The sequence below is a fragment of the Nocardia sp. NPDC006982 genome (assembly GCF_042869435.1).
Lineage (GTDB): Bacteria > Actinomycetota > Actinomycetes > Mycobacteriales > Mycobacteriaceae > Nocardia.
Genome location: NZ_JBIAFV010000005.1, coordinates 606932 through 629078, shown reverse-complemented (window position 1 = coordinate 629078; position 22147 = coordinate 606932). Strand labels below are relative to the sequence as shown.

General features: G+C 66.0%; 23 protein-coding genes. 7 read left to right on the top strand and 16 right to left on the bottom strand.

Features of this window, described 5'->3' with window-relative positions; all coding sequences use genetic code 11:
- Positions 1-14 precede the first annotated feature (14 nt).
- Positions 15-2597 carry an aminopeptidase N gene (gene pepN / locus ACFYOW_RS23635; RefSeq protein ID WP_387291196.1) on the bottom strand — a complete coding sequence of 861 codons (2583 nt, stop codon included), beginning with the start codon at positions 2595-2597 and terminating at the stop codon, positions 15-17.
- A 138-nt stretch (positions 2598-2735) separates the two neighbouring features.
- Between pepN and ACFYOW_RS23630 the strand changes: the two genes are divergently transcribed.
- The gene (locus ACFYOW_RS23630; RefSeq protein WP_387291194.1) at positions 2736-3572 is read left to right on the top strand and encodes a phosphoribosylaminoimidazolesuccinocarboxamide synthase; all 837 of its coding nucleotides are present in this window, start codon (positions 2736-2738) and stop codon (positions 3570-3572) included.
- 189 nt (positions 3573-3761) lie between these two features.
- On the opposite strand, the gene ACFYOW_RS23625 is transcribed toward ACFYOW_RS23630, so the two are convergent.
- The 5 genes from ACFYOW_RS23625 to ACFYOW_RS23605 all read right to left on the bottom strand — a co-directional run bounded on the left by ACFYOW_RS23625 (position 3762) and on the right by ACFYOW_RS23605 (position 6608).
- Positions 3762-4274, bottom strand: coding sequence for an NUDIX domain-containing protein (locus ACFYOW_RS23625; RefSeq protein WP_387291191.1), 513 nt, complete (start codon positions 4272-4274; stop codon positions 3762-3764).
- Between the two features lie 121 nt (positions 4275-4395).
- Entirely contained in the window at positions 4396-4590 is a 195-nt protein-coding gene (locus ACFYOW_RS23620; protein ID WP_387291189.1) for a hypothetical protein, read from the bottom strand.
- Between the two features lie 13 nt (positions 4591-4603).
- Complete coding sequence (locus tag ACFYOW_RS23615; RefSeq protein WP_387291187.1) at positions 4604-5056, bottom strand: hypothetical protein; 453 nt, start codon at positions 5054-5056, stop codon at positions 4604-4606.
- Positions 5057-5099: 43 nt separating this feature from the next.
- A complete protein-coding gene (locus ACFYOW_RS23610) occupies positions 5100-5414 on the bottom strand; it encodes a hypothetical protein (protein ID WP_387291186.1) in 315 nt (104 codons plus the stop codon).
- Between the two features lie 450 nt (positions 5415-5864).
- The gene (locus ACFYOW_RS23605; RefSeq protein WP_387291184.1) at positions 5865-6608 is read right to left on the bottom strand and encodes a GntR family transcriptional regulator; all 744 of its coding nucleotides are present in this window, start codon (positions 6606-6608) and stop codon (positions 5865-5867) included.
- Between the two features lie 50 nt (positions 6609-6658).
- On the opposite strand from ACFYOW_RS23605, the gene ACFYOW_RS23600 reads away from it, so the two are divergent.
- The gene (locus ACFYOW_RS23600) at positions 6659-7747 is read left to right on the top strand and encodes a DUF1152 domain-containing protein (RefSeq protein ID WP_387291183.1); all 1089 of its coding nucleotides are present in this window, start codon (positions 6659-6661) and stop codon (positions 7745-7747) included.
- A gap of 42 nt (positions 7748-7789) precedes the next feature.
- On the opposite strand, the gene ACFYOW_RS23595 is transcribed toward ACFYOW_RS23600, so the two are convergent.
- From ACFYOW_RS23595 to ACFYOW_RS23585, 3 genes are all read right to left on the bottom strand, one after another.
- Complete coding sequence (locus ACFYOW_RS23595; RefSeq protein WP_387291181.1) at positions 7790-9007, bottom strand: RNA polymerase sigma factor; 1218 nt, start codon at positions 9005-9007, stop codon at positions 7790-7792.
- 6 nt (positions 9008-9013) lie between these two features.
- On the bottom strand, positions 9014-9415 hold the full coding sequence (locus tag ACFYOW_RS23590) for a YciI family protein (protein WP_387291180.1): 402 nt from the start codon (positions 9413-9415) through the stop codon (positions 9014-9016).
- Between the two features lie 97 nt (positions 9416-9512).
- Entirely contained in the window at positions 9513-10760 is a 1248-nt protein-coding gene (locus tag ACFYOW_RS23585; RefSeq protein ID WP_387291178.1) for an NAD(P)/FAD-dependent oxidoreductase, read from the bottom strand.
- Between the two features lie 180 nt (positions 10761-10940).
- Here ACFYOW_RS23585 and ACFYOW_RS23580 point away from each other — a divergent pair, with 180 nt between their 5' ends.
- Entirely contained in the window at positions 10941-11585 is a 645-nt protein-coding gene (locus ACFYOW_RS23580; RefSeq protein WP_387291176.1) for a DsbA family protein, read from the top strand.
- Positions 11586-11593: 8 nt separating this feature from the next.
- On the opposite strand, the gene ACFYOW_RS23575 is transcribed toward ACFYOW_RS23580, so the two are convergent.
- On the bottom strand, positions 11594-12736 hold the full coding sequence (locus ACFYOW_RS23575; protein WP_387291174.1) for a M48 family metallopeptidase: 1143 nt from the start codon (positions 12734-12736) through the stop codon (positions 11594-11596).
- Positions 12737-12899: 163 nt separating this feature from the next.
- Here ACFYOW_RS23575 and ACFYOW_RS23570 point away from each other — a divergent pair, with 163 nt between their 5' ends.
- Both ACFYOW_RS23570 and ACFYOW_RS23565 read left to right on the top strand, forming a co-directional pair.
- Positions 12900-13373, top strand: a complete 474-nt coding sequence (locus ACFYOW_RS23570) for a ribose-5-phosphate isomerase (RefSeq protein ID WP_387291172.1) — start codon at positions 12900-12902, stop codon at positions 13371-13373.
- A gap of 74 nt (positions 13374-13447) precedes the next feature.
- A complete protein-coding gene (locus ACFYOW_RS23565; RefSeq protein ID WP_387291170.1) occupies positions 13448-14263 on the top strand; it encodes an Fpg/Nei family DNA glycosylase in 816 nt (271 codons plus the stop codon).
- A gap of 9 nt (positions 14264-14272) precedes the next feature.
- Here ACFYOW_RS23565 and ACFYOW_RS23560 read toward each other — a convergent pair whose 3' ends face one another.
- Genes ACFYOW_RS23560 through ACFYOW_RS23535 form a run of 6 tightly spaced genes read right to left on the bottom strand, consistent with a single transcriptional unit; the run spans position 14273 to position 20667 of the window.
- On the bottom strand, positions 14273-14731 hold the full coding sequence (locus ACFYOW_RS23560) for a MaoC family dehydratase (RefSeq protein WP_387291168.1): 459 nt from the start codon (positions 14729-14731) through the stop codon (positions 14273-14275).
- Positions 14732-14759: 28 nt separating this feature from the next.
- On the bottom strand, positions 14760-16274 hold the full coding sequence (locus ACFYOW_RS23555; RefSeq protein ID WP_387291167.1) for a long-chain fatty acid--CoA ligase: 1515 nt from the start codon (positions 16272-16274) through the stop codon (positions 14760-14762).
- Positions 16271-17146 carry an amidohydrolase family protein gene (locus tag ACFYOW_RS23550; RefSeq protein ID WP_387291165.1) on the bottom strand — a complete coding sequence of 292 codons (876 nt, stop codon included), beginning with the start codon at positions 17144-17146 and terminating at the stop codon, positions 16271-16273. The genes ACFYOW_RS23555 and ACFYOW_RS23550 overlap by 4 nt, the downstream gene beginning before the upstream one ends.
- Positions 17143-18066: an SDR family oxidoreductase gene (locus ACFYOW_RS23545; protein WP_387291163.1), complete on the bottom strand. Its 924-nt coding sequence runs from the start codon at positions 18064-18066 to the stop codon at positions 17143-17145. The genes ACFYOW_RS23550 and ACFYOW_RS23545 overlap by 4 nt, the downstream gene beginning before the upstream one ends.
- A 26-nt stretch (positions 18067-18092) precedes the next feature.
- Positions 18093-19193 carry an NAD(P)-dependent alcohol dehydrogenase gene (locus ACFYOW_RS23540; protein WP_387291161.1) on the bottom strand — a complete coding sequence of 367 codons (1101 nt, stop codon included), beginning with the start codon at positions 19191-19193 and terminating at the stop codon, positions 18093-18095.
- Between the two features lie 19 nt (positions 19194-19212).
- Complete coding sequence (locus tag ACFYOW_RS23535; RefSeq protein ID WP_387291159.1) at positions 19213-20667, bottom strand: aldehyde dehydrogenase family protein; 1455 nt, start codon at positions 20665-20667, stop codon at positions 19213-19215.
- Positions 20668-20856: 189 nt separating this feature from the next.
- Here ACFYOW_RS23535 and ACFYOW_RS23530 point away from each other — a divergent pair, with 189 nt between their 5' ends.
- Both ACFYOW_RS23530 and ACFYOW_RS23525 read left to right on the top strand, forming a co-directional pair.
- Positions 20857-21315 (top strand): MarR family winged helix-turn-helix transcriptional regulator, encoded by a 459-nt coding sequence (locus tag ACFYOW_RS23530; protein WP_387291157.1) that lies wholly within the window; start codon positions 20857-20859, stop codon positions 21313-21315.
- A 12-nt stretch (positions 21316-21327) separates the two neighbouring features.
- Positions 21328-22071: an IclR family transcriptional regulator gene (locus ACFYOW_RS23525; RefSeq protein WP_387291155.1), complete on the top strand. Its 744-nt coding sequence runs from the start codon at positions 21328-21330 to the stop codon at positions 22069-22071.
- Positions 22072-22147 lie beyond the last annotated feature (76 nt).

Sequence of the window (22147 nt, the reverse complement as noted above, 5' to 3'; positions counted from 1 at the left end):
TCAGCTGGGTGTTTTCAGTCCTGGGCGTCGAAGGCGCGGGCCCGCAATGAGCGTTCGATGCCCGCCTTGCCCTCGATCACCAGGCGGCGCAGCGCAGGCGGATGGTCGTCGGCGAGGAACTTGTCCGCCGTCGCGACGGCTTCCTCGCTGATCGCCCAGGCGGGATAGAGCCCGATGACCACGGTCTGCGCGACCTCGCTGGAGCGGCGCTCCCAGACGCCGGGGACCTCGGCGAAATAGCGCTCCACGTACGGCGTCAGCAGCTCACCCTGGCCGTTGGGCGCGAAGCCGCCGACGATCGAGCGGGCGGTGATATTCGGGACCGAATCGTCGGACATCACTGTCGTCCAGGCCAGTTCCTTCACCTCGGCGATCGGGCGGGCCGTCGCCGCGGCCGCGGCGTGGCGCTTACCCGCCGCGGTCGGATCGTTGGACAGCTCCGTATCGATCGTGGGGGTGGCGAGCCCTTCGGCGTCGATCTCACCGGCGGCGGCGAGTGCGGTGACCAGCCGCCAGCGCAGATCGGTGTCGACGATCAGACCCGGGAGGCCGACCTTCGCCGGATCGCCGTCGAGCAGTTCACCCAGCACCTCGGTGTGCCAGTCCGACAGCTTGGCGCCGGTGAGTGCGTTGACGAAGGCGAGTTGGTGGTCCGAACCCGCCTCGGCCTCGCGAGCGAGCTCCAGCAGCCGGTTGGCGTATTCGGGCCAGCCGGTGGTGGCGGCCCATTCCGGATCCGCGTAGCTGCCGATCGCGGTGTTGGCCTGCATCAGGAGTCGTTGCACCACACCGATTTCGGATTCGGCGCCGATGCCGCGCTGGACCAAGGCGACGAAATCGCGGGCCCGGAATTCGGCCTGCCTGGTCATCTCCCAGGCGGCCGACCAGGCCAGCGTGCGGGGGAGCGGTTCGGCGATATCGGCGATGCGGTTGACCAGCACGTCGAGCGAATCGGCATCAAGGCGCACCGAGCAGTAGGTGAGGTCGTCATCGTTGACCAGCACGAACTTGCCGCGTGGCAGGCCGACCAACTCGGGGACGTCGGTGCGCTCGGCGGCATCGAGATCGAGCTCGACGCGCTTGGTGCGCACCAGCTTTCCGTCCTGGTCGTCGTAGACGCCGACGGCAAGGCGGTGGACGCGACGTTCGCCCGCACCGGGTGCCGCACCCTCCTGCACCACGGCGAACGAGGTGAACTTGCCCTCGGCGTCGACCTCGAAGTCCGGCCGAAGGATATTCAAGCCGGTGGTCTTGAGCCACTGCGCGCCCCACCCGGACAGGTCACGGCCCGATGACTGCTCCAGCGCCGACAGCAGATCGTCGAAAGTGGCATTGCCGTAGGCATGTTCGGTGAAGTAGGCGCGCAGACCCGAGAGGAACGGCTCCAGACCGACATACGCGACGAGCTGCTTGAGCACGGAAGCGCCCTTGGCATAGGTGATTCCGTCGAAGTTGACCTCCACCGCATGCAGGTCCGGAATGTCCGCGGCAATGGGGTGAGTGGAGGGCAGCTGGTCCTGGCGGTAGGCCCAGGACTTCTCCACATTGGCGAAAGTGGTCCAGGCACTTGTGTATTCGGTCGCCTCGGACTGGCATAGCACGGAGGCGAAGGTCGCGAACGACTCGTTCAACCACAGATCGTCCCACCACTTCATGGTGACCAGATCGCCGAACCACATATGCGCCATCTCGTGCAGCACGGTCTCGGCGCGGCGCTCGTAGGAGGCCCGGGTCACCTTGGACCGGAAGACGTAATCCTCCAGGAACGTAACGGCACCGGCGTTCTCCATCGCGCCCGCATTGAACTCAGGGACGAACAGCTGGTCGTACTTTCCGAAGGCGTACGGCACACCGAAGTTGTTGTGGTAGAAGCCGAATCCCTGCTTGGTCTCGGTGAAGAGGCGCTCGGCGTCCATATGTTCGGCGAGTGAGGAGCGGCAGTAGATGCCGAGCGGGATGGTGCCGTGATCGTCGGTGTAGGCGTCGGTCCATTCCGCGTACGGGCCCGCGATGAGCGCGACCAGATAGGTGCTCATCCGCGGGGTGGTGCGAAACAGGTGCTTGCCGGGATCGGCGATGAGCGTATCGACCGCGGCGGCGTTGGAGATGACCTTCCAGCTCGGTGCGGCGGTGACGCTGATATCGAAGCTCGCCTTGAGATCCGGCTGATCGAAGCAGGCGAACATGCGCTTGGCATCGGCGGTTTCGAACTGCGAATACAGGTAGACCGCGTCATCGGTGGGGTCGACGAAGCGGTGCAGGCCCTCACCGGTATTGGAGTATTCGCAGTCGGCCTCGACGACGAGTTCGTTGCGCTCGGCCAGACCGTCGAGGGTGATGCCCTTGGCTTCGTCGTAGTCGGTGACGTCGATCGGCGTGCCGTTGAGCACGGCGGAGCGGACCCCGCGGGCGACGATATCGATGAATGTGCTCGCACCCGCGGTCGCGGTGAACGTGACCGTGCTGCGGGAGAAGAAGGTCTGCTCGCCCGGCTGCCCCGTCCCGTCGGTCAGGTCGAGCTCGATGCGATAGTTCTCGACCTGCACTGTCGAGGCGCGTTCGATCGCCTGGTCGCGAGTCAGGTTCGGTGCGGACATTGGACTCCTTCGTGGTTCGAAGAACATGCACGGGCGGCCCCCCGGCGGGCACAGCACTCACCACAATGCCACCTCGGTAAGGTTGCCCGCGCGGGACTTTTTCCCCTGAACCCTAGCGACCAGGATCGGAGCTGCGACGTGAAGCACATCCACGCCGGAAAGGTGCGCGACCTCTACGAGGACGGCGATACCCTGCTGCTGGTGGCGTCGGACCGGGTTTCGGTCTACGACGTGGTGCTGCCGACGCCGATCCCGGAAAAGGGAGCGCTGCTGACCCAGCTGTCCAACTGGTGGTTCGAATTCTTCACCGACGTGCCCAACCATGTGGTCTCCGCGACCGATGTGCCCGCGGAATTCGCCGGTCGCGGCATCCGGGTCAAGCCGCTGAAGATGGTGCAGGTCGAATGCATCGCGCGTGGCTATCTGACCGGGTCGGGGCTGAAGGAATACCAGCGCACCGGGACCGTTTCCGGCGTCGCGCTGCCGCGCGGTCTGCGCGATGGCGACATACTGCCCGAGCCGATCTTCACCCCGACCAGTAAGGCCTCCGAGGGCCACGACGAGCCCATCACCTTCGCGGATGTGGTGAATCAGGAGGGCCGCGAGGTCGCCGAGCAATTGCGCGACCTGACGCTCCGGATCTACACCCGCGGTGCGGCGCACGCCGCCGTGCGCGGCGTCATAGTCGCCGACACCAAGGTCGAATTCGGTTGGGACGGTGACATTCTCACCCTCGGCGACGAAGTACTGACCTCCGACTCCTCCCGCTTCTGGCCGGGCACCGAATGGGAACCCGGCCGCCCCCAGCGCTCCTTCGACAAACAGTTCGTCCGCGACTGGTCCACCTCCACGGGCTGGAACAAGGAGTACCCGGGCCCGGAGATCCCCGCCGAGATCGTCGATGCCACTCGGCAGAAGTACATGGAGGCATACGAGCTGATTACCGGGCAGACCTGGAGTAGCGCGCCGCGCTGACCATCTGGGCGGCTCGCTAGCTACCGGGCACTTCGTCTCGAGAATCGGGTATCCCTCTGTGCGGGTACCCGTTTGCTTCTCGGGGTGTGCGGTGCGGGGTGGGTGGGAGCCCGGTTGCTGTACTGGGTGTCCGGTGCCTAGTGGGTGCGGGTGCTCGGTTGAGGTCGGGTGTTCGCTGGGCCGGAGCGGTCAGGCGAGGTGTTCGGCCAGTCGCTCGAGGTAAGGCCGCTGGCCCGCACCCAGTTTGTCGTGCGCGGTCGCGAGGTCGAACCACTCGGCGCGGTCGATTTCCGGGAAGGTGGCGAGGCGGCCGGATTTGGGCGGCCATTCCATCTCGAAGGTGCCAGGGACAACGGCGGCTGGGTTCAGATCGCCCTCGACAGCCCAGACGGTGAGGTTCTTGGCGGATTTGCCACTGCCGTAGCGAACCTCGCCCAACGGCACCCGCTCGCCCTCGGGCACCGGCAACCCGAGTTCCTCGAGAAACTCACGCGCCGCGGCCACCTCGGCGCTCTCGTATTCCGGTTCGTACTCACCCTTCGGAATCGACCAGGCCCCCGCATCTTTACGCGCCCAGAACGGCCCACCCATATGCCCGATCAGCACCTCGACATCGCCGGAGCCCTGGCGGAACAACAGAATCCCAGCACTGAATTTGCCTGCCACATCAAGCAGTCTGCCGTCTGCCGCCTGTGTGTACATGTATCGCCGTCTGAATGCCCGTCAGAAAATCCGAACCCCCCGGCCCCCACTCGGCCGCAGCAGACTCGTTAACGCAGACGATCGAGCGCGCCGCGGCGCGCTCGATCGTGTTCTGTCGTTCTTATGCAATTGGGTGTTCCGGTTCATAGTCGCCATAGCGTCGAGGGCCGGGCGCGGCGGCGGTGAGTTCGGTTGCCGCCTGTTGTAGGGACACCGCCGCCGGATGCTCGGCACCGAGCAAGGCTGCTGTTTCCTCGTAGATCGGTTGGATCTTGTCCCGCAATTCCCGGGACTTGCTCACGTCAAGGTTCGGCACCAGAGATTTCCTCTCATCGGCTCGGGCATTGGCTGCTCGGTACGTCACGCGTTCCCGAGTGGTCGCTGAACACGAACGGGTTTCCTTGGATACGGCCCGTCACGCTCATACTGACACGCCATTTTCCCGCGTAACAGGCTGCGCTCACCTCGTACGACCTGGAATTCGGCGGCCCCGGCGGGATCGCGGCATCGGTGATGTAGGCGGCGTTCACCCACCTGCCGCCCTGGAGGTGTTCCAGTGCCAAGGTCAAGATGTGCTCTTCGGGCGGCCCGTCGCACTGGGCGACGCCGTTTCCCTCGATCTTCGGCGGGTACACCGATGGCCGACTGTAGGTGAATTCGAAACCACAAGACTTGGCGGCGATGAACTCCGGTTGTGCACCGGCCGTAGCCCCGGCCGGCGCGGTGCCGAGCGCGGAGCTGAGAATTCCGACGAAAATGATTGTGTTACAGCGAGATAGCATGGGATTCCCCCAACTTTCTTCTACCTGAGCGGCCTGCGCGCGCTCAGTACTCCCGTGAGGTGTCAGGCTTCATCCGACCCGCGCTGATCAAGGTTTGCCGTGCCGCCGCCTTACGCGGGCACTCGTCGGCGCGGCACCCGCGATGCCGTTGCATCGTCATGTGCGCTTCGTTGACGCTCAACGGAACTTCCGGCGCGTCGTGCGGCCAACCGCTGGGCCAGAACGCAGCGTCGGTGGGCCGGGCATCCTTGGCGTCGATCCGTTGGCGCTCGGCTTTCCACTCAGCCTGTACACGATCCACGATCGCTTGCACCGACGTGCCGTCAGACTCGGCTTCCCGCCACCAGTTGAACCCCATTGTCATCGCCTGCCCTGATCGAGCACGTCAATCCCGACCTCTTGAACCTCAGTGGCGAGTCCAGCGTCTATCAGGGATTCGACAAGTTCGCCGATGTCTTCGCCACGGGCAGCGAGCATCTGAGTCCATGTGAACTCACCACCCGTTCGCCCGTCCGCGAACACCGGGGTCCGTATGCCGTCGTGGTTGCGTGCCCAGTGGGTCGGTACGTCGGCATCGTCGTCGATCGCCTCCGAAAATCCCTGAGCGCGTCACGCAACCGGATCAGATCATCTGCGTTCATTTCGCACGTCCCTTGGTGTGCCCGAGCAGGTTTCAGTTGATCCGCCCCGCCGCCGGGGATGGGGGTCAACCCGACGGCGCGACGTAGGTGAACTATGACACAAACACTGAAGTGTCCTAGGACAGTTTGAATTATCGGCGAACATTCCGGCGTTGAGCGCGCGGGGCCTAGAAAATTATTGGATATTCCTGCCGGAACGCCCAACGTTCCGGCGGGTACACCGCTTCGTCGAACTGGAGCGGGCGATCGTCGGAGTCGTAGGCCGTCAGCCAATAGACCAACGCTGGCGCGTGCTCGGACAGTGCAAGTGCCCGGCGTTCCTCCGCGCTAGCCTGCCGGGCGCATACCTGGTCGCGGGCGTACGCCGATTTGATGCCGAGTACATCAGCGAGATACCGAACCGTCCCACCGCGCAGTCGCTCGGCCACCATCAGGCGCGGTGCCGTTTCGGCGAGTGAAGCGGCGAACCATGACGTCGACAGCTCGACCGGTCCGCTATTGCCGTCGATCACCCGTTGGCGCTGGATCACGGCGGAACCCGAGGCAAGGCCGAGCGCGGCCGCCACATGCGTGGGCGCCTCGACGATGCCGACAAGCGGGAACCGCACCGACTCCGGGTCGGAATACATGGTGCCCAGCGCAGCCGCTCGTTCGTACCGCTCGCGTGCTCGGGGCGCGGCCTGGGGCTCACGCACGTAGGTGCCGCTGCCGCGGCGCGATTCGACAAGACCTTGCTGCCGCAGTGCATCAAGAGCTTTGCTGGCTGTCGGCCGGGCAACATTCCACTCCGCGGCGAGTTCGCGAACTGACGGGACGTCGGCGCCAGGAGCAAGGTCGCCGCGCACAATCTGGTCTCGGAGATACCCCGCGATTTGTAGATACTTCGGCAGTACCTCTTCGATTTCGGGCAACTGTTCCTCCGGTGTCCTATGTCACTGGCCAGTGTACGATTCCGGATTAGATGACTGTGAAAGCTGTTGCGATTGCCGCTGGGGGCGGTGGTGATGCCATCACTGCGGCGATTGTCGCCAGGAAGCTTCGACACCGCTTCGATGTCGCGGCGATCATGAGTTACTCCTGGGATCGTCTGCTCATCGACCCGACACCTGGGCCGCGCAGTCGCGACGACTTCGACCGCTTAGCCAAGCATTCGCCGCTGATCGCCGAGGTGACGGAGTCGGCGCGGTTGCACAATGCGGGCCGGTCCACGCTGCCCAGTTTGGTCCCGTATCTGTCTTGCCCGCTATTGCTGATGGACCCCGTCGCTGGCGCCACTGGTCTCGCGGCTCAATTCCACTCTGCGGCTGAACTGTTCGGCGCGGACGTATTGGTCATCGTTGATGTCGGCGGCGACATCCTGGCCGAAGGACATGAGGCTGGCCTACGCAGCCCGTTGGCCGACTCGCTCACGTTGGCAGCCGCCATACGATCGGAATTCCCGTTGCACCTGCTCATCGCCGGGGTTGGGCTCGACGGGGAGCTGACGCCGCCTGAACTGTGCACACTGCTGCGCCGTCACGGCTCCGCGGCGGTCGCCGAACTCGGCGCCGCTGATGTGGCGATGGTCGCCGAGGTGTGGAACTGGCACCCGTCCGAGGCCAACGGACTTCTTTGCGTGGCCGCAGAGGGCTGGCGCGGTGAGGTCGAGACCCAGCGTGACGCGCTCATCAATATCACCGATGACGCCGCGGTGGTGTGCGAAGTCGATGCCTTCGGCGTAGCTGCGCAGTCCCTCGCGTCCGACTTGTCCGACACCATTTCACTGGAGCAAGTGGAGCAGCGCATCCGGGACCGCCGAGGCTACAGCGATATCGACACAGAACGTAATCGACTGTCTGCACACCGAGAACAGCGGATGCCGACCGTGGACTCGATTGGCGACATCGACCGTTATGCGCACGCCGCGTCACTCCGCGGTGTCAACGCACTGACAATCCGCCGTGTCATCGAGTTGACCAGCGCGACGGGTGCGGAGGCTGGAGCCGCGCTACGCGACCTGCTCAGACGCGAAAGGCCCAGCAACATGCGGCCACCCCTATATCTGGTGTGACTGGTCACCTGATGACCCAAGGCTTGACTGCGCCGGCTGGGGTCAGCGGTGGTGGCGGAGGTGGGCGGCGCGCAGGGTCAGGTAGTCGCGTTCGGGGGTGCTGGTGGTGTGGTTGGCAGCGGACGTGTAGCAGGTGGTGGCTGTGGCGAAATCGCCTGCCATTTCGTGTAGGTGGCCGCGGACGGCGTCGAGTCGGTGATTACCTGCCAACTGGTCTTCGAGGGTGTCTGCGAGTTCGAGACCGGCGGCGGGGCCGTGCACCATGGCGGTGGCGACGGCGCGGTTGAGGGTGACCATCGGGTTCTTCACGATGCGCTCGATAATGTTGTACAGGGCCAGGATTCGTCGCCAGTCGGTGTCCTCGGCACGCGGCGCCTCGGCGTGCAGCACGGCGATCGCGGCCTGGATCTGGTAGGGACCGGTGAGACCCGAGGCGAGTGTGCTGGTGGTCAACGTCATGCCCTCGGTGATCTGGGCGCGGTCCCACAGCGCGCGGTTCTGTTCAGCGAGCGGAATCAATTCGCCGTGCGCCCCGGTGCGTGCGGCGCGCCGGGAGTCGGTAAGCAGCATGAGCGCCAGCAGCCCGGTGACCTCGGTGTCGTCGGGGAGCAGCCGATGGATCGACCTGGTCAGGCGGATCGCCTCGTTCGAGAGGTCGGTCCGCTGCAGGTCGGGTCCCGCGGTGCTGGTGTGCCCCTCGTTGAAGATCAGGTACAGCACATGCAGCACAGCACCGAGCCGCTCGTGCCATTGCGCGTCACCGGGCCGGGCGAACGGGCGGTCGAGCGTGGCCAGCTTCTTCTTCGCACGCGTAATCCGTTGCGCCATGGTCGCTTCCGGCAGCAGGAAGGCATTGGCGATCTCCGCCGTGCCGAGCCCGCCGACCGCACGCAATGTCAGCGCGATGGCACTCGCGGACGACAGCGCCGGATGGCAGCAGAGGAAGAACATGGCGAGCGTGTCGTCACGATCGACGGCCTCGGCATCGGGCACGTCGCGCTCGAAAACCGTTGTCTCCCTGCGTCGCCGGGCCACCTCGGCGCGCACTGTGTCGGCCATCCGCCGCTGCGCGACCTGGATCAACCATGCCCGCGGATTATCCGGCAGTCCATCGGCGGGCCATTGGGTCGCCGCCGCGAGCATCGCCTCCTGCAGCGCGTCCTCGGCGGTGTCGAAATCGCCGAATCGGCGTACCAACGTGCCGAGGACCTGTGGCGCGAGTTCGCGCAACAGGTCCTCGATGGGCGGTGCTCCGTGCATGAACAACTATTGCTCGGTCGCCGGGGCACCCATCACCGCGCGCACCTCGATGTACTCGCCGATCGGCTTACCACCCGGTCCGGGGGCCGCCGACGCCTGTGCCGCGATTTCCAGTGCACGCTCCGGACTCTCCACATCGACAATCCAATATCCGGCCAGGAACTCCTTGGTCTCCGGGAACGGCCCATCGGTGACGACCGGTGCCGAGCGCCCGTCCGAACTGACCAGTCGTGCCTCGTCCGGCCCGGCCAGGCCCTGTGCGTCGACCAGTTCACCGGTCTTGGCCAGCTCCGCGCCGAGCGCCCGCTGGAAGTCCATATGCGCCTTGATCTCCTCCGGCGTCCACTCGGTGATCGGGACGTCGCAGCTGGCGGCGGGCCCATAGGTCTTGAGCAGCATGTATTTCATTCCGGTCTCCTAGCCTGCGGTGCGCCCCCTGCGGCGCGCTCGCGATGTGGTCGGAGCTGGGTGCGCCGATTCGACGCATCCTCGATAGTGATCCGCATCACAGTGGCGCGGAGGTATCGGCAAGCTGTTCCGGATCGACCTGCTGACCGATCAACTCCTTGATTCGGTCGGTCACATCCCAGATGTTCACATTCATCCCCGCCAGCACCCGGTTCTCGGCATCGAGCCAGAATGCGACGAACTCGCGCTTCGCCACATCACCGCGCACGACCACCCGCGCGTACTCACTGGTCGCGGCGTATCCGGTGTACTCCATGCCCAGGTCGTATTGGTCGGTGAAGAAGTACGGCAGGCGTTCGTAGGAAGCCGACTTGCCGAGCATGGTCTGCGCCGCGACGGCGGGCTGATTGAGCGCATTCGCCCAGTGCTCCACTCGAATTCGACGTCCGAGCACCGGATGCTGCGCGTCGGCGATATCGCCGACCGCCACGATATCCGGGTCGCTGGTGGCCAGGCTCGCGTCGACGAGTACGCCGCCGTCGGTCGCCAGCCCCGCGTTCGCGGCCAGTTCGATATTCGGCCGCGCGCCGACCGCGACGAGTACCGCATCGCCCTCGATCACGGTGCCGTCGGTGAGTCGGACGCCGCTCGCCAGCTCCACCCCTCCCTGACTAGCGGTGATTGCCCCGGCCTGATGGGTGGTGATCGACTCGACCTGCGCGCCGAATCGCAGGTCGACGCCGTGGTCGCGGTGCAGATCCGCGAAGACCTGACCCATCTCGGGGCCGAGCGCCGCCAAGAGCGGCAGTTCGGCGGATTCGACAATGGTGACCTCGACCTGGGCGGCGCGTGCGGCCGAGGCGACCTCGAGCCCGATCCAGCCTGCCCCGATGATGACCAGCCGCCGGGCAGAGCCGAACAGCTCGATCAGGCTGTCGGAATCGCCGATGGTGCGCAGCGTGTACACCTCGCGCGCATCCATGCCCGGAATCGGCAGGCGGCGCGGTGTCGAGCCGGTCGCGAGTGCGAGCTTGTCGTAGCCGAGTGTCGAACCATCCGGCAGCGTCACGGTTTTCGCGCTCGGATCGATCGCGCGGACCTCGGTGCCGAGCCGGACGTCGATATGGTGATCGCGGTACCACTGGCCCGGGTCGACGGTGAATTCCTCGAGCGATTTCTTTCCGAGCAGATGTTCCTTGGACAGCGGTGGTCGCTCATAGGGCAGGTAATCTTCGGCGCTGATCAGCGTCACGGTTCCGGCGAAATCGTTGGCGCGCAGTGCTTCCGCGAGTTTGGCCGCGGCCAGCCCGCCGCCGACGATGACGAAATGCTGATCAGAGGTCATTACGGACTCCTTTTCGGGAGGGAACCTGACGCCTGCGTGTCACCCTACTGGGACCCCGGGCCGCCTTTCGGAAAATCGGTCGTCCGGTCCGGGAACGAATCGCGAGCCCGCGTGGTTGGCCACGGATAGTGGCGCGGCGAATCCGCGCGTTACGAGCGTGCGATGGAGAGGAACAGCTCTGTGAGCGAGACGACCACCAAGAACGTTGCCGATTTCTGGTTCGACCCGCTGTGCCCCTGGTGTTGGATCACCTCCCGCTGGATTCTCGAGGTCGAGCAGGTCCGCGATATCGAGGCCCGTTTCCACGTGATGAGCCTGTCGGTGCTGAACGAGGGCAAGGAGGGGCTGCCGCCGCAGTACGAGGAGCTGCTCGCGACCGGCTGGGGTCCGGTCCGGGTCGCGATCGCTGCCGCCCAAGCCCACGGTGACAAGGTGCTCGCCCCGCTCTACACCGCGATGGGCACCCGCATCCACAACCGTCGCGAGGAGTACGCGCGCGACTCCCGCAAGGAATCCCTCGCCGCGGTGATCGCGGATTCGCTTGCCGAGGCGGGCCTGCCCGCCGAACTCGCCGCGGCCGCCGAGAGCACCGAATTCGACGAGGCGCTGCGCAAGAGCCATCACGAGGGCATGGACAAAGTCGGTCCGGATGTCGGCACCCCGACCATCCACATCAACGGCAATGCCTTCTTCGGTCCGGTGCTGTCGCGCATCCCGCGCGGCGAGGAGGCCGGGAAGCTGTGGGATGCGGCGGTCACGCTGGCCGACTACCCGCACTTCTTCGAGTTGAAGCGGACCAGGACCGAGGATCCGTCCTTCGACTGACCGCGGACCTACGGCACGGGTTTCGGCGGCAACGCCGGAACCTCGCCGTAGCTGCTCGGGTACGGACCGGCCGGTGGCGCACCGGCCGGTCGGTTCGGTCGCCAGAACAGCTTGCCGTGCCTGCTGCGGTCGCGCAGGGCCCACATGCGCCAGGTCAGCACCGGATGCGAGGACATGGCATTGCTGATCCAGACGAAGAAGCCCTTCTCGACCGCGGCCCGATCGGCCATCTCGTCGAAGCCGACCAATTTGTTCAGGTACTTGCCGGCCGCGAGGGTGCCCATGGCGCCCGGTGCGCCGACGTGCCGGTTGCAATAGCCGTGATTGTCGGCGGTGTACTCCTGGGACCGGATCAATGAGCTGCCGATGATCGGCAGCGACGGTGCCACGAACATGCCGAGCTGACGCCAGTACGAGGTGTGCCCGGCCGCGATATGCCCGACCTCGTGACCGATGATGAAGGCGAGAGCCTCGGGTTCGCGTGCGGCGCCGCCGATTTCGAACAGATCGCTGTATACCGCGACATAGCGGCGGAACCCGTGACCGGAGGCGAAGGCATTGATCTGGCCGTTGCCGAGCACGACATAGGCATCCGGCACCTTGGCCATTCCGAATCGGGCCGCCGCCTCGACCACCAGTTGATAGCCCTCCGGAAACTGGGTCGGCGACATCTTGACGCCGTTGACCCGCATGGCCGCGTAGCCCATACCGCGCAGGAACCACACCACGATCGGCGCGAAGACCAGGATGATCAGGTAGATATTCGGCTGCTTCCCACCCAGTACGAGATCGATGCACACCGCCACCGCGATCAGCATCGCGAACGTGGTGATCACACAGACGACGACCAGCAGCGGAATCTCCCACGGGTGCCGTGCGGGCATGCCGAACGGGGACAGCCCGCGCGGCTGCCGCTGCGGGGGCGTACCGGGCGGGACCGGAGCCACGCCGTATCCGGACGGCGCGGGTCCGTAGTGGGGTGTGGGGAATCCGGGGTACGGCGCGGCGGGGTATTGCGGCGACGATGGGTACTGCGGCGAATTGTGCGCAGTGGCGGTCGCGTCCTGAGCCTGCGCCCATCCGCCGAGAGCGGGATAAGGATCGGCGGGTCCGCCCGGCTGCTGGGGCGGCTGGGAGTCGTGCGGCTGCATGCGAAGAACTCTATTCATTTGCCGGGGATGAGGTTCGGCGCCGTTGGCGTGACGGACACCGCGGGGGCACATCTGTCGATTCGCCGCGGTGGCTAGCGGTGTTAATCGTGGCCGCACGTCCCCTGTCGCGGCACTGCGAAACACGCCTGACACAATCGCAGCCATGCGCGTATACCTGGGTGCCGACCATGCCGGTTTCGAACTGAAGAATCACGTCAAGGCCCATCTGGAGCAGTCGGGCCACGAGGTCGTCGACTGCGGCGCCCTCGAATACGACGCACTCGACGACTACCCCGCCTTCTGCATCGAGGCGGCGCGCCGCACCGTCGCCGATCCGGGCAGCCTCGGGCTGGTCTTCGGCGGCAGCGGCAACGGTGAGCAGATCGCCGCGAACAAGGTGCCTGGCGCCCGCTGCGCCCTGGCCTGGAGCGTGGAGACCGCCCAACTGGCCCGTGAGCACAACAATGCCCAGTTGATCGGCATCGGCGGCCGCATGCACTCCACCGAGGAGGCGCTGGCGATCGTGGACGCGTTCGTCTCGACCAAGTGGTCCGAGGAGCCGCGCCACCAGCGTCGCATCGACATCCTGGCCGAGTACGAGAAGACCGGTGTGGCCCCGGCCGTTCCGGCTTACTGAGCGCGTAATCCGTCGTCCCGCAATGCGACCCGGGTGGGTCGGGTCGCATCGGCGGCGGAACAGAGAGGATGTCCGTGCCTGAGGGGCATACGCTGCATCGGCTCGCACGGTTGCACCAGCGACGCTTTGCCGGGGGAGTGGTGCGTGTCTCCAGTCCGCAGGGCAAGTTCGCCTCCGGTGCCGCGCGCATCGACGGACAGGTGCTGACGCGAGCCGAGGCCTGGGGCAAACACCTTCTGCACCACTACGAGTCGGGTCTGGTGGTACATGTGCATCTCGGGTTGTACGGGGTGTTCACCGAGGTCCCGCTGCCGATGGGGGAGCCGGTCGGCCAGGTGCGGATGCGGATCGTCGGTGACGCGTCGGCAGATGACCGCCTGTACGGCACCGATTTACGCGGCCCGACCGCCTGCGAGGTGTACACCCGTGCTGAGGTGACCGCGCTGACCGACCGGCTCGGCCCGGATCCACTGCGGCGCGGCGCCGATCCCGAACGGGCCTGGCGTCGGATTCATCGCTCGCGCAGGTCCATCGGCGCACTGCTGATGGATCAGCAGGTGCTCGCCGGCGTCGGCAATGTGTATCGCGCGGAACTGCTTTTCCGGCACGGTATTTCGCCACACCGACCGGGCACCGCGCTCACTGCCGACGAGTGGGACGCGATGTGGACCGATCTGGTCGCGCTGATGCGGGTGGGAGTGCGGGTCGGCAAGATGGTCGTCGTCCGCCCCGAACACGACCACGGCGAACCGTCCTACGCGGCCGACCGCCCACGCACCTACGTCTACCGCCGTCCCGGCGCACCCTGCCGCCTCTGCGGCACCCCTGTCGCACACACCGTACTGGAGGGCCGAAACCTCTTCTGGTGCCCCACCTGTCAGGCCGGCTGAACCTCAGCGCTACTGGAAGTAGCGGTGCACCATCTGGGCGATGCATACCGGCTTGTCGGCGCCCTCGCGTTCCATGACGGCATCGACGGTGACTTGGACCGCGCCGTCGCCGAGGTCGGTGGCGTCGGCGAGGGTGGCGGTGAGTCGGACTTTGGCGCCGGCGGGGACGGGTGCCGGGAACCGGACCTTGTTGAGGCCGTAATTGATTGCCATGCCGCGGTTTTCGATAACGAGTATTTCGGACCAGAGCGGAATGAGTAGCGACAGGGTCAGATAGCCGTGGGCGATGGTGCCGCCGAAGGGGCCGGTCTTCGCGCGTTCGACATCGACGTGGATCCACTGCTCGTCGTGGGTGGCCTCGGCGAACATGTCGATATCGCGCTGCGGGATCTCGAGCCAGTCGCTGCTGCCGAGTTCGGTGCCGATGAGGTCGAGTAGGTCGGTGGGTTTGTCGACGGTGGTCGCCATGTGGCGCGCTCCTTCGGTTGTTGTGGATTTACGGTGTCAGCCCGCGCATTTGGCGAGCGTCGTCGCGGAGCAGCAGGCGCTGGAGCTTGCCGAGGGCGTTGCGGGGCAGCTGCTCGCGGAAGATGAAATATTTCGGGACTTTGTATCGGGCCAGATTCGCTTCGAGATGGGTGCGAATCGCGTCTGCATCGATGTCGTGACCGGCGCGGGCGACGATGAACGCCAACCCGACCTCACCCCATCGTTCGTCCGGCACCGCGACCACAGCGCAGTCGGAGACGCTGTCCAGGCGGGAGATGGCCGCCTCGACCTCGGCGGGGTAGATGTTCTCGCCGCCGGAGATGATCATGTCCTTGACACGGTCGACGATGTGCGCCCAGCCGTCATGGTCGATGCGGACGATATCGCCGGTGCGGAACCAGCCGTCGATGAACGCCTGTTCGGTGGCGTCGGGTCGATTCCAATATCCGGCAAAGACGTTGGGGCCCTTGACGAGTAGTTCGCCCTGGCCGGCTCCTTCGATGATCTCGCCGGTCGGGGTGAGTAGCGCGACATCGGTGAAGAAGTGCGGAACACCCGCGGATACCGGATGTGCGTCGGCACCGTGGCGCAGTGCCATGAGCACGCCGGGTGCCGCCTCGGTCATGCCGTAGCCCTGTAGGGCCTGGATGCCGCGGGCCAGCCACGCCTTGGCCACGTGTTCGAGGACGGGGGACCCGCCGAAGGCGACGCAGCGGACGCTCGACAGATCGGTGGTCTCCCACTCCGGCGCCTCGCACAGCATTTTCAGCATGGTCGGGGCGAGCGGGAAAACGGTGGCGCGCCTGCGCTCGATGGTGGCCAGGAACTCGCCGGGATCGAATTTCGGTATGACAACGACGGTTCCGCCGGCGTAGAGGGTCGGCAGCGTGATCTGACCAAGGCCGAGTACGTGGAACAGCGGCGCGGAACACAGGCTGACATCGTCGCGGCCGAGACTGAAGTGGGCGAACTGGTTGAGGGTATTCCAGACGATATTGCCGTGGGTGAGCACGGCGCCCTTGGGGCGGCCGGTGGTGCCGGAGGTGTAGAGGATCAATGCGGGGTCGTCGAGTCCGACCGCGTGGGCGGGCGGTGTTCGCCCGGTGTGGTCGGTGATCGCGTTCTCGTACTCTTCGCCCAGGTGCAGCAGCCTGGGAGTGGCGGAGCTTCGTGCGAGCGCATCGATACCGGTGTCGGTACCGACGACGAACACAGTCGGGTCGGCATCGTCGAGTAGACCGGCGATCTCCGGCGCGGCCAGCCGAGTGTTGAGTGCCACGAAGATGGCGCCGAGATGCATTGTGGCGAAGAGTGTTTCGAAGGTCGCGATATCGTTGGGTCCGAGGTAGGCGACCCGGTCGCCCGGCCCGACGCCGAAATCGGCGAGGGCCGCGGCGAGGGTGTCCACGCGATCGGCGAGGGTGGCGTAGTCGACGCGCCGGTCCTGTTGGATCAGCGCGATGGCATCGGGTTCCATCCGGGCCCGCCGCCGCGGCCACGAGCCGACTCCCTGGTCCATCATGTCGTCCTCAATCCCAATGCGGTGATGGCGTTTTCACGCAGGATCAGGGGACGGACCTCGTCCTTGATATCGAGTTGTTCGAAGTCCTTCATCCACCGATCCGGGGAAATGAGCGGAAAGTCCGAGCCGAACAACACCTTTCGTTTGAGCAGGCTGTTGGCGTACTTGACCAGTTGCGCCGGAAAGTATTTCGGCGACCACCCGGACAGATCGATATAGACGTTGGGTTTGTGCGTGGCCACGGCCAGCGCTTCGTCCTGCCAGGGAAACGACGGATGGGCGATGATGATCGTCAGATCCGGAAAGTCGACTGCCACATCGTCGAGCAGCATCGGGTTGGAGTATTTGAGCCGGATGCCGCCGCCACCGGGGAGGCCCGATCCGATTCCAGTCTGACCGGAGTGGAACAGGGCGGGCACCCCGAGCTCGCTGATGGTCTCGTAGAGCGGGTAGACGGCACGATCGTCGGGCCGGAAAGCCTGCACGCTCGGATGGAATTTGAAGCCGCGGACCCCGTGCTCGACAACAAGTCGCCGGGCTTCGGCCAGTCCCGCCTTTCCTCTGGCCGGATCGATACTGGCGAACGGGATGAGGACGTCGCTGTGTGCGGCGGCCGCGGTGGCGATGTCTTCATTGCTGATCCGCCGATGGCCGAGCGCGGCTTCGGCGTCGACGGTGAATACGACCGCGGCCATGCGGCGTTCCCGGTAGTAAGCGGCCATCTCGTCGATGGTCGGCGGGCCGGATTCGGCGCCGAAGTAGGCGTCGGCACCTGCCCGGAGCTGGTCCGGTAACGAATAGTGGCCGCAGCCATCGGTTTCGGCGTGCGTGTGCACGTCGATCGCGACGAGTTGGTCCAGGTCCAGACTCATGACAGCTGCTGCGCGGTGGTCGGGATCTTGGGCAGCGGGATGCCGTAGGTTTCGAGCTGCTCACCGATCGAGGAGTCGAACGCCTCGGCGATCGCGTCGGCGGTCCAGCCGCCGTCGAGGAAGGCGCTGCGGATTTCGCTCGGATGCGACCAGAGCGACAACCGGTCGCCGCCGATGCCGATGCATTGGCCCGTGATATCGGCGGAGGCGTCGGAGGCCAGGAAAACCACCAGTCCGGCGACATCCTCGGGCGTGCCGAACGAGGCTGCGCGGCGCACCACCGACGGGATCGGCTCACCGTTCTTCATTCCTTCGACGTAAGGGGCGAGGAAGGGAATGGTCTCGGTCATCGCGGTCGCCGCGTTGGGGATGATCGCATTGACCGTGACTCCGGCCTTCGCGCATTCCATCGCCCACGTGCGCGCCATCGCCGCGATACCGGCTTTGGCTGCCGCATAGTTGGTTTGACCGAAATTGCCGCGCTGCCCGGCGGGGGATCCGGCGAGCACGACCCGCCCACCGTGACCGGCCAGACGGAAGTGTTTGACCGCTTCCCGAACGCAGGTGAAGGTGCCGCGCAGATGGACGTGGATGACGGCGTCGAAGTCGTCGTCGGACATGTTCCACAGCACCTTGTCGCGCAGGATGCCCGCATTGGTCACCATCGCATCCAGTCGTCCGAACGCGTCGACGGCCGCCGCGACCAGTGTCCGCGCAGCCTCGGTGGTGCCGACGGCGACCGGTACCGCGAGTGCCCGACCACCGGTTTCGGCGATTTCGGCGGCGGCCTTTTCGGCGCGGTCGGCGGCCACATCGTTGACCACGACCGACGCGCCGGCGGCGGCCAAAGCCTTGGCGTAGGCCAGGCCGAGACCTTGGCCGCTGCCGGTGACGATGGCGACTTTGCCGGTGAGATCCATATGCGAAGTTCCTTTCGAAAGAGGGGTCAGAAAATGAGGACGGGTTTGATCGCTTTGCCCGAGGTCATATCCGCGGCGGCCTGGCCGATGTCGTCGAATCGGTACCGGGTGATCAGCTTGTCGATCGGGAGCCGCCCGCTTTGCATCAGCGAGACCAAAGCCGGTATGGCGGTGCGGGTTTCGTGATCGCCCAGGGTGAGTCCGACGACCTTGCGGCCCGGCAGCATGGCGTTGACGTCGAGCGCCACCTCGGCGCCGAACGGTGGTGCGCCGACGACGACCAGCGTGCCGCGCGCGGCGAGGACATCCGCGCCGGTGCGCAGTACGGCGGTGCTGCCGGTTGTTTCCACGACGGCGTCGGCGCCACCGGTGATTTCGGTGATCGCGGTGGCGACATCGGTCGTCGTCGCATCGATGATGTGCGTAGCGCCGAGTTCCCAGGCCAGTTCGAGACGTTCGGCGATCTTGTCGACGGCGATGATCGTCGTGGCCGGTGACAGCGTGGCCGCCATAATCGCGGACATTCCGACCGCACCGGCGCCGAGTACGACAACGCTCGATCCCGGGCGCGGCTGTACGACATTCCAGATCGCGCCGACACCGGTCTGGACTCCGCACCCGAGCGGAGCAATCGATTCCAGCGGCACATCGGGGTCGACGACGATCATGCTGCGCTCGTCGACCAGCGCGAGTCGACTGAACGACGACTGCCCGAAAAAGTGCCCGCCCAAGGGTGCGCTATCGCGCGTGATGGTGTGGCTGTCATCGGCTCGCGCACCGCCGATCAGGTTGAGCGGCAACCAGGTTGCGCAATAGGCCGGGTGGCCGTCGCGGCAGTTCGCGCACGCTCCGCACGAGGTGAACGACAGCAGTACGTGATCGCCGGGTACGACACCGGTGACTTCGGATCCGACGCGTTCGACGATGCCCGCACCTTCGTGACCGAGGACGCCGGGCAGCGGGAACGGCAGTCCGCCACTGGCGACACCGAGGTCGGTGTGGCAGACACCGGCCGCGACCATGCGCACGATCGCCTCGTGCGGTCGTGGTTCATCGAGTTCGATCGCGGACAGGGTAAACGGTGCACCGCCGGATTCGACGACGGCTGCCCATGTGGAGGTGGTCATGGTAGGTGTCCTTGCGGCTTCAATCGAGTGCGATGACAACGGATTTGACCTTGGTGTAGGACGCAAGGGCCTCGGGTCCGTATTCACGTCCGAAGCCGGAGTCCTTGACACCGCCGAACGGCATGGCAGGGTCGAGCATCGCCCAGTCGTTGACCCAGACGATTCCGGCCTGCAATTTGTCGGCGACGCGGTGCGCGCGGGCGAGATCGGTGGTGTGCAGGCCGGATGCGAGTCCGTAGCGCGTGCCGTTGGCCAGCGCGATCGCTTCGTCCTCGGTATCGAAGGCCTGCACCGTGAGCACCGGTCCGAAGATCTCCTCCTGCACGGCGCGGGAGTCGTCGGCGAGGTCCGCGATCACGGTGGGCTGGTAGTAGTAGCCGCCGTCCAGATCCAGGCGTTCGCCACCGCACACCACCCGGCCGCCCTCCCGGCGGGCCAGCGCGACATATTCTTCGACCTTCGCGACGTGCCGTTGTGCGGCCATCGGTCCGACCACGGTCGCCGGATCGCGCGGGTCGCCGACGCGTACGCCTGCGACGGCTTCGGCGAGGATGCCGACGACGGTCTCGTAGAGCGGCCGCGCAACCAGCAGCCGGGGACCGCCCATGCAGAACTGCCCGGTATTGAAGACGAAACCCTTGATGATCGCGCCGATCGCCTTCTCGACATCGGCGTCGGCGAACACGATCTGCGCGGCATTGCCGCCGAGTTCCATGGTCACCGGCTTCAACGCCGCACCGGCCACGCTCGCCGCTCGCCGGCCGATCTCGGTCGATCCGGTGAATGCGATCTTGTCCACGCCCGGATGCTCGAGCAGCGCCGCACCCACCACCGGCCCGGAGCCGGTGACGACGTTGACCACACCCGCCGGAACACCGGCCCTTTCGAACAGCGTCGCCATGAACAGCGCGCTGAGCGGCGTTTCCTCGGCGGGCTTGTGAACGACGACATTGCCGGCCGCGAGCGCGGGCGCGATCTTGGAGCTCGACAGGATCAGCGGAAAGTTGAACGGCGTAATGGCGGCGACCACACCGAGTGGATCCCGGCGGGTATAGGCGAACGCGGGTAGCGGCGTGCGGCGGGTAGCTCCGTCGATGGTCTGCGCGAGCGCGGCACAGTACTCGTACTGTTCGATGGTGGTCGCGACGTCCACCGATCGGCACAGGGTGACCGGCTTCCCGACGTCGAGACTTTCCAGCCGCACCAACTCGTCGGCATTCTCGCGCACCAGCTCGGCGATCCGGAGCAGGATGCGCGCTCGTTCCCGACCAGTGCGGCCGCCCCATTCGGCACCGGTGAATGCCGCGCGCGCGGCCGTGACCGCGTCGTCGACGTCGGTGCGGTCGGCTTCGGCGACAGTGCCGATGACCCGACCGGTCGACGGGTCCACCACATCGCTGCGGCCACCCGATGCGGAGTTCCGCCATTTGCCGTCGATGAACAGCTGTCCGTCGACGTTGTCGTTCGTGCTCATGCCTGCTCGGTCCCGTTCCGACGATTCCGGCCGCTCTGCCGAGATGCGTCTGCTCTCATCAACAGGAAACCTGATGGTTTTAGTGATGTCAGCCACTATTCGCCACTGACAGGATTCCTGTCAATGGTCTATTCTCGATTTCGCCGAACATCCCGGTTCGGCCCCCGCGACGAGGTGAGGAGAGTGCTGGTGACGATCTCGGAGGCGAAGCCGACCGCAAGCCGACTGCTGCGTAGTCAGACCTCGCTGCTGTACGCGGTCAAAAGGGTCGAGCTGGCGGTGCGGGCGCGCCTGGACGAGCTGCTGCGTCCGGTCGGGATCACCACATTGCAGTACACCGCGCTGACCGTGCTCGAACGGCACGACGGCTTACCGGCCGCGCAGCTGGCGCGGGATTCGTTCGTCACGGCACAGTCCGTCGCCGATGTGGTCCGCGCTCTGGAGAGTCGCGGACTCATTGCGCGCGAACGCAACTCACGCAACCGGCGCGAGCTGCTGATCCATCTCACCGAGGCGGGACGTGGGTTGCTCGCCGATGTCGCGGACGAGGTCGACGCGGTGGAACAGCAGATGATCAGCGGTATGACCGCCGAGCAGTCCGATGACTTCCGTTCGGCGCTGGTCCGAGCCTGGCATGCGCTGTCCTGACAGGCTTCGGCGATGACCCAGTCGTCGGTTCTGGCCCGCGCACTGGTTCTGCTGGAGGCGTTCGACAACGCCCACCCGGTGTTGAAGCTGTCGGAGTTGGCCGAGCGCACCGGTCTTCCGCAGACAACGGTCTATCGCCACGTTGTCGATCTCGTGCAGTGGGGTGCGCTGGATCGGGCTGCCAGCGGCGGGTACCAGATCGGTTTGCGCATGGTGGAGATCGCCGCCTACTGCCCGCGCGCCAGGCCCATCCGTGATGTCGCGCTGCCGTTCATGGAGGACCTGTACGAGGCGACGCACCAGAATGTGCAGCTGGCGGTCCGTGACGGCACCGAAGTGGTCTATGTCGAATTCCTCGCCGGCCGCGACGCCGTATTCGTGCGCACCCGAGTGGGTGCGCGCTGGCCGATGCACGCAACCGGCGTCGGGCTGGCCATCCTGGCCTACGCTCCCGCCGAGATCGTGGACAAGATCGCCGACCGGCCGCTGGCGGTATTCACCACGAAGACGATCAGCACGCCCGAGGTGCTGCGGCGCGCATTGGCCGAGGTGCGCCGCACCGGGGTCGCGATCAGCGACGGACAGGTGACCCTCGACGGATATTCCGTCGCCGCACCGATTTTCGGTTCGGACGGTCATGTCGCGGCGGCGCTGTCGATCGTCGTACCGGCCGGCGACTCCCGCCGGGCCATGTGGGCTCCGGCGGTGCGCACCGCGGCCCATGGCATCACCAGGCAGCTGGGTGGCGGGCGGTGACTTCCGTTCGACGGAAGTGTGTCTTGGCTCACGCATCGGCGGCCCACACGATGGACCGCACAGCCCACATTTCAGG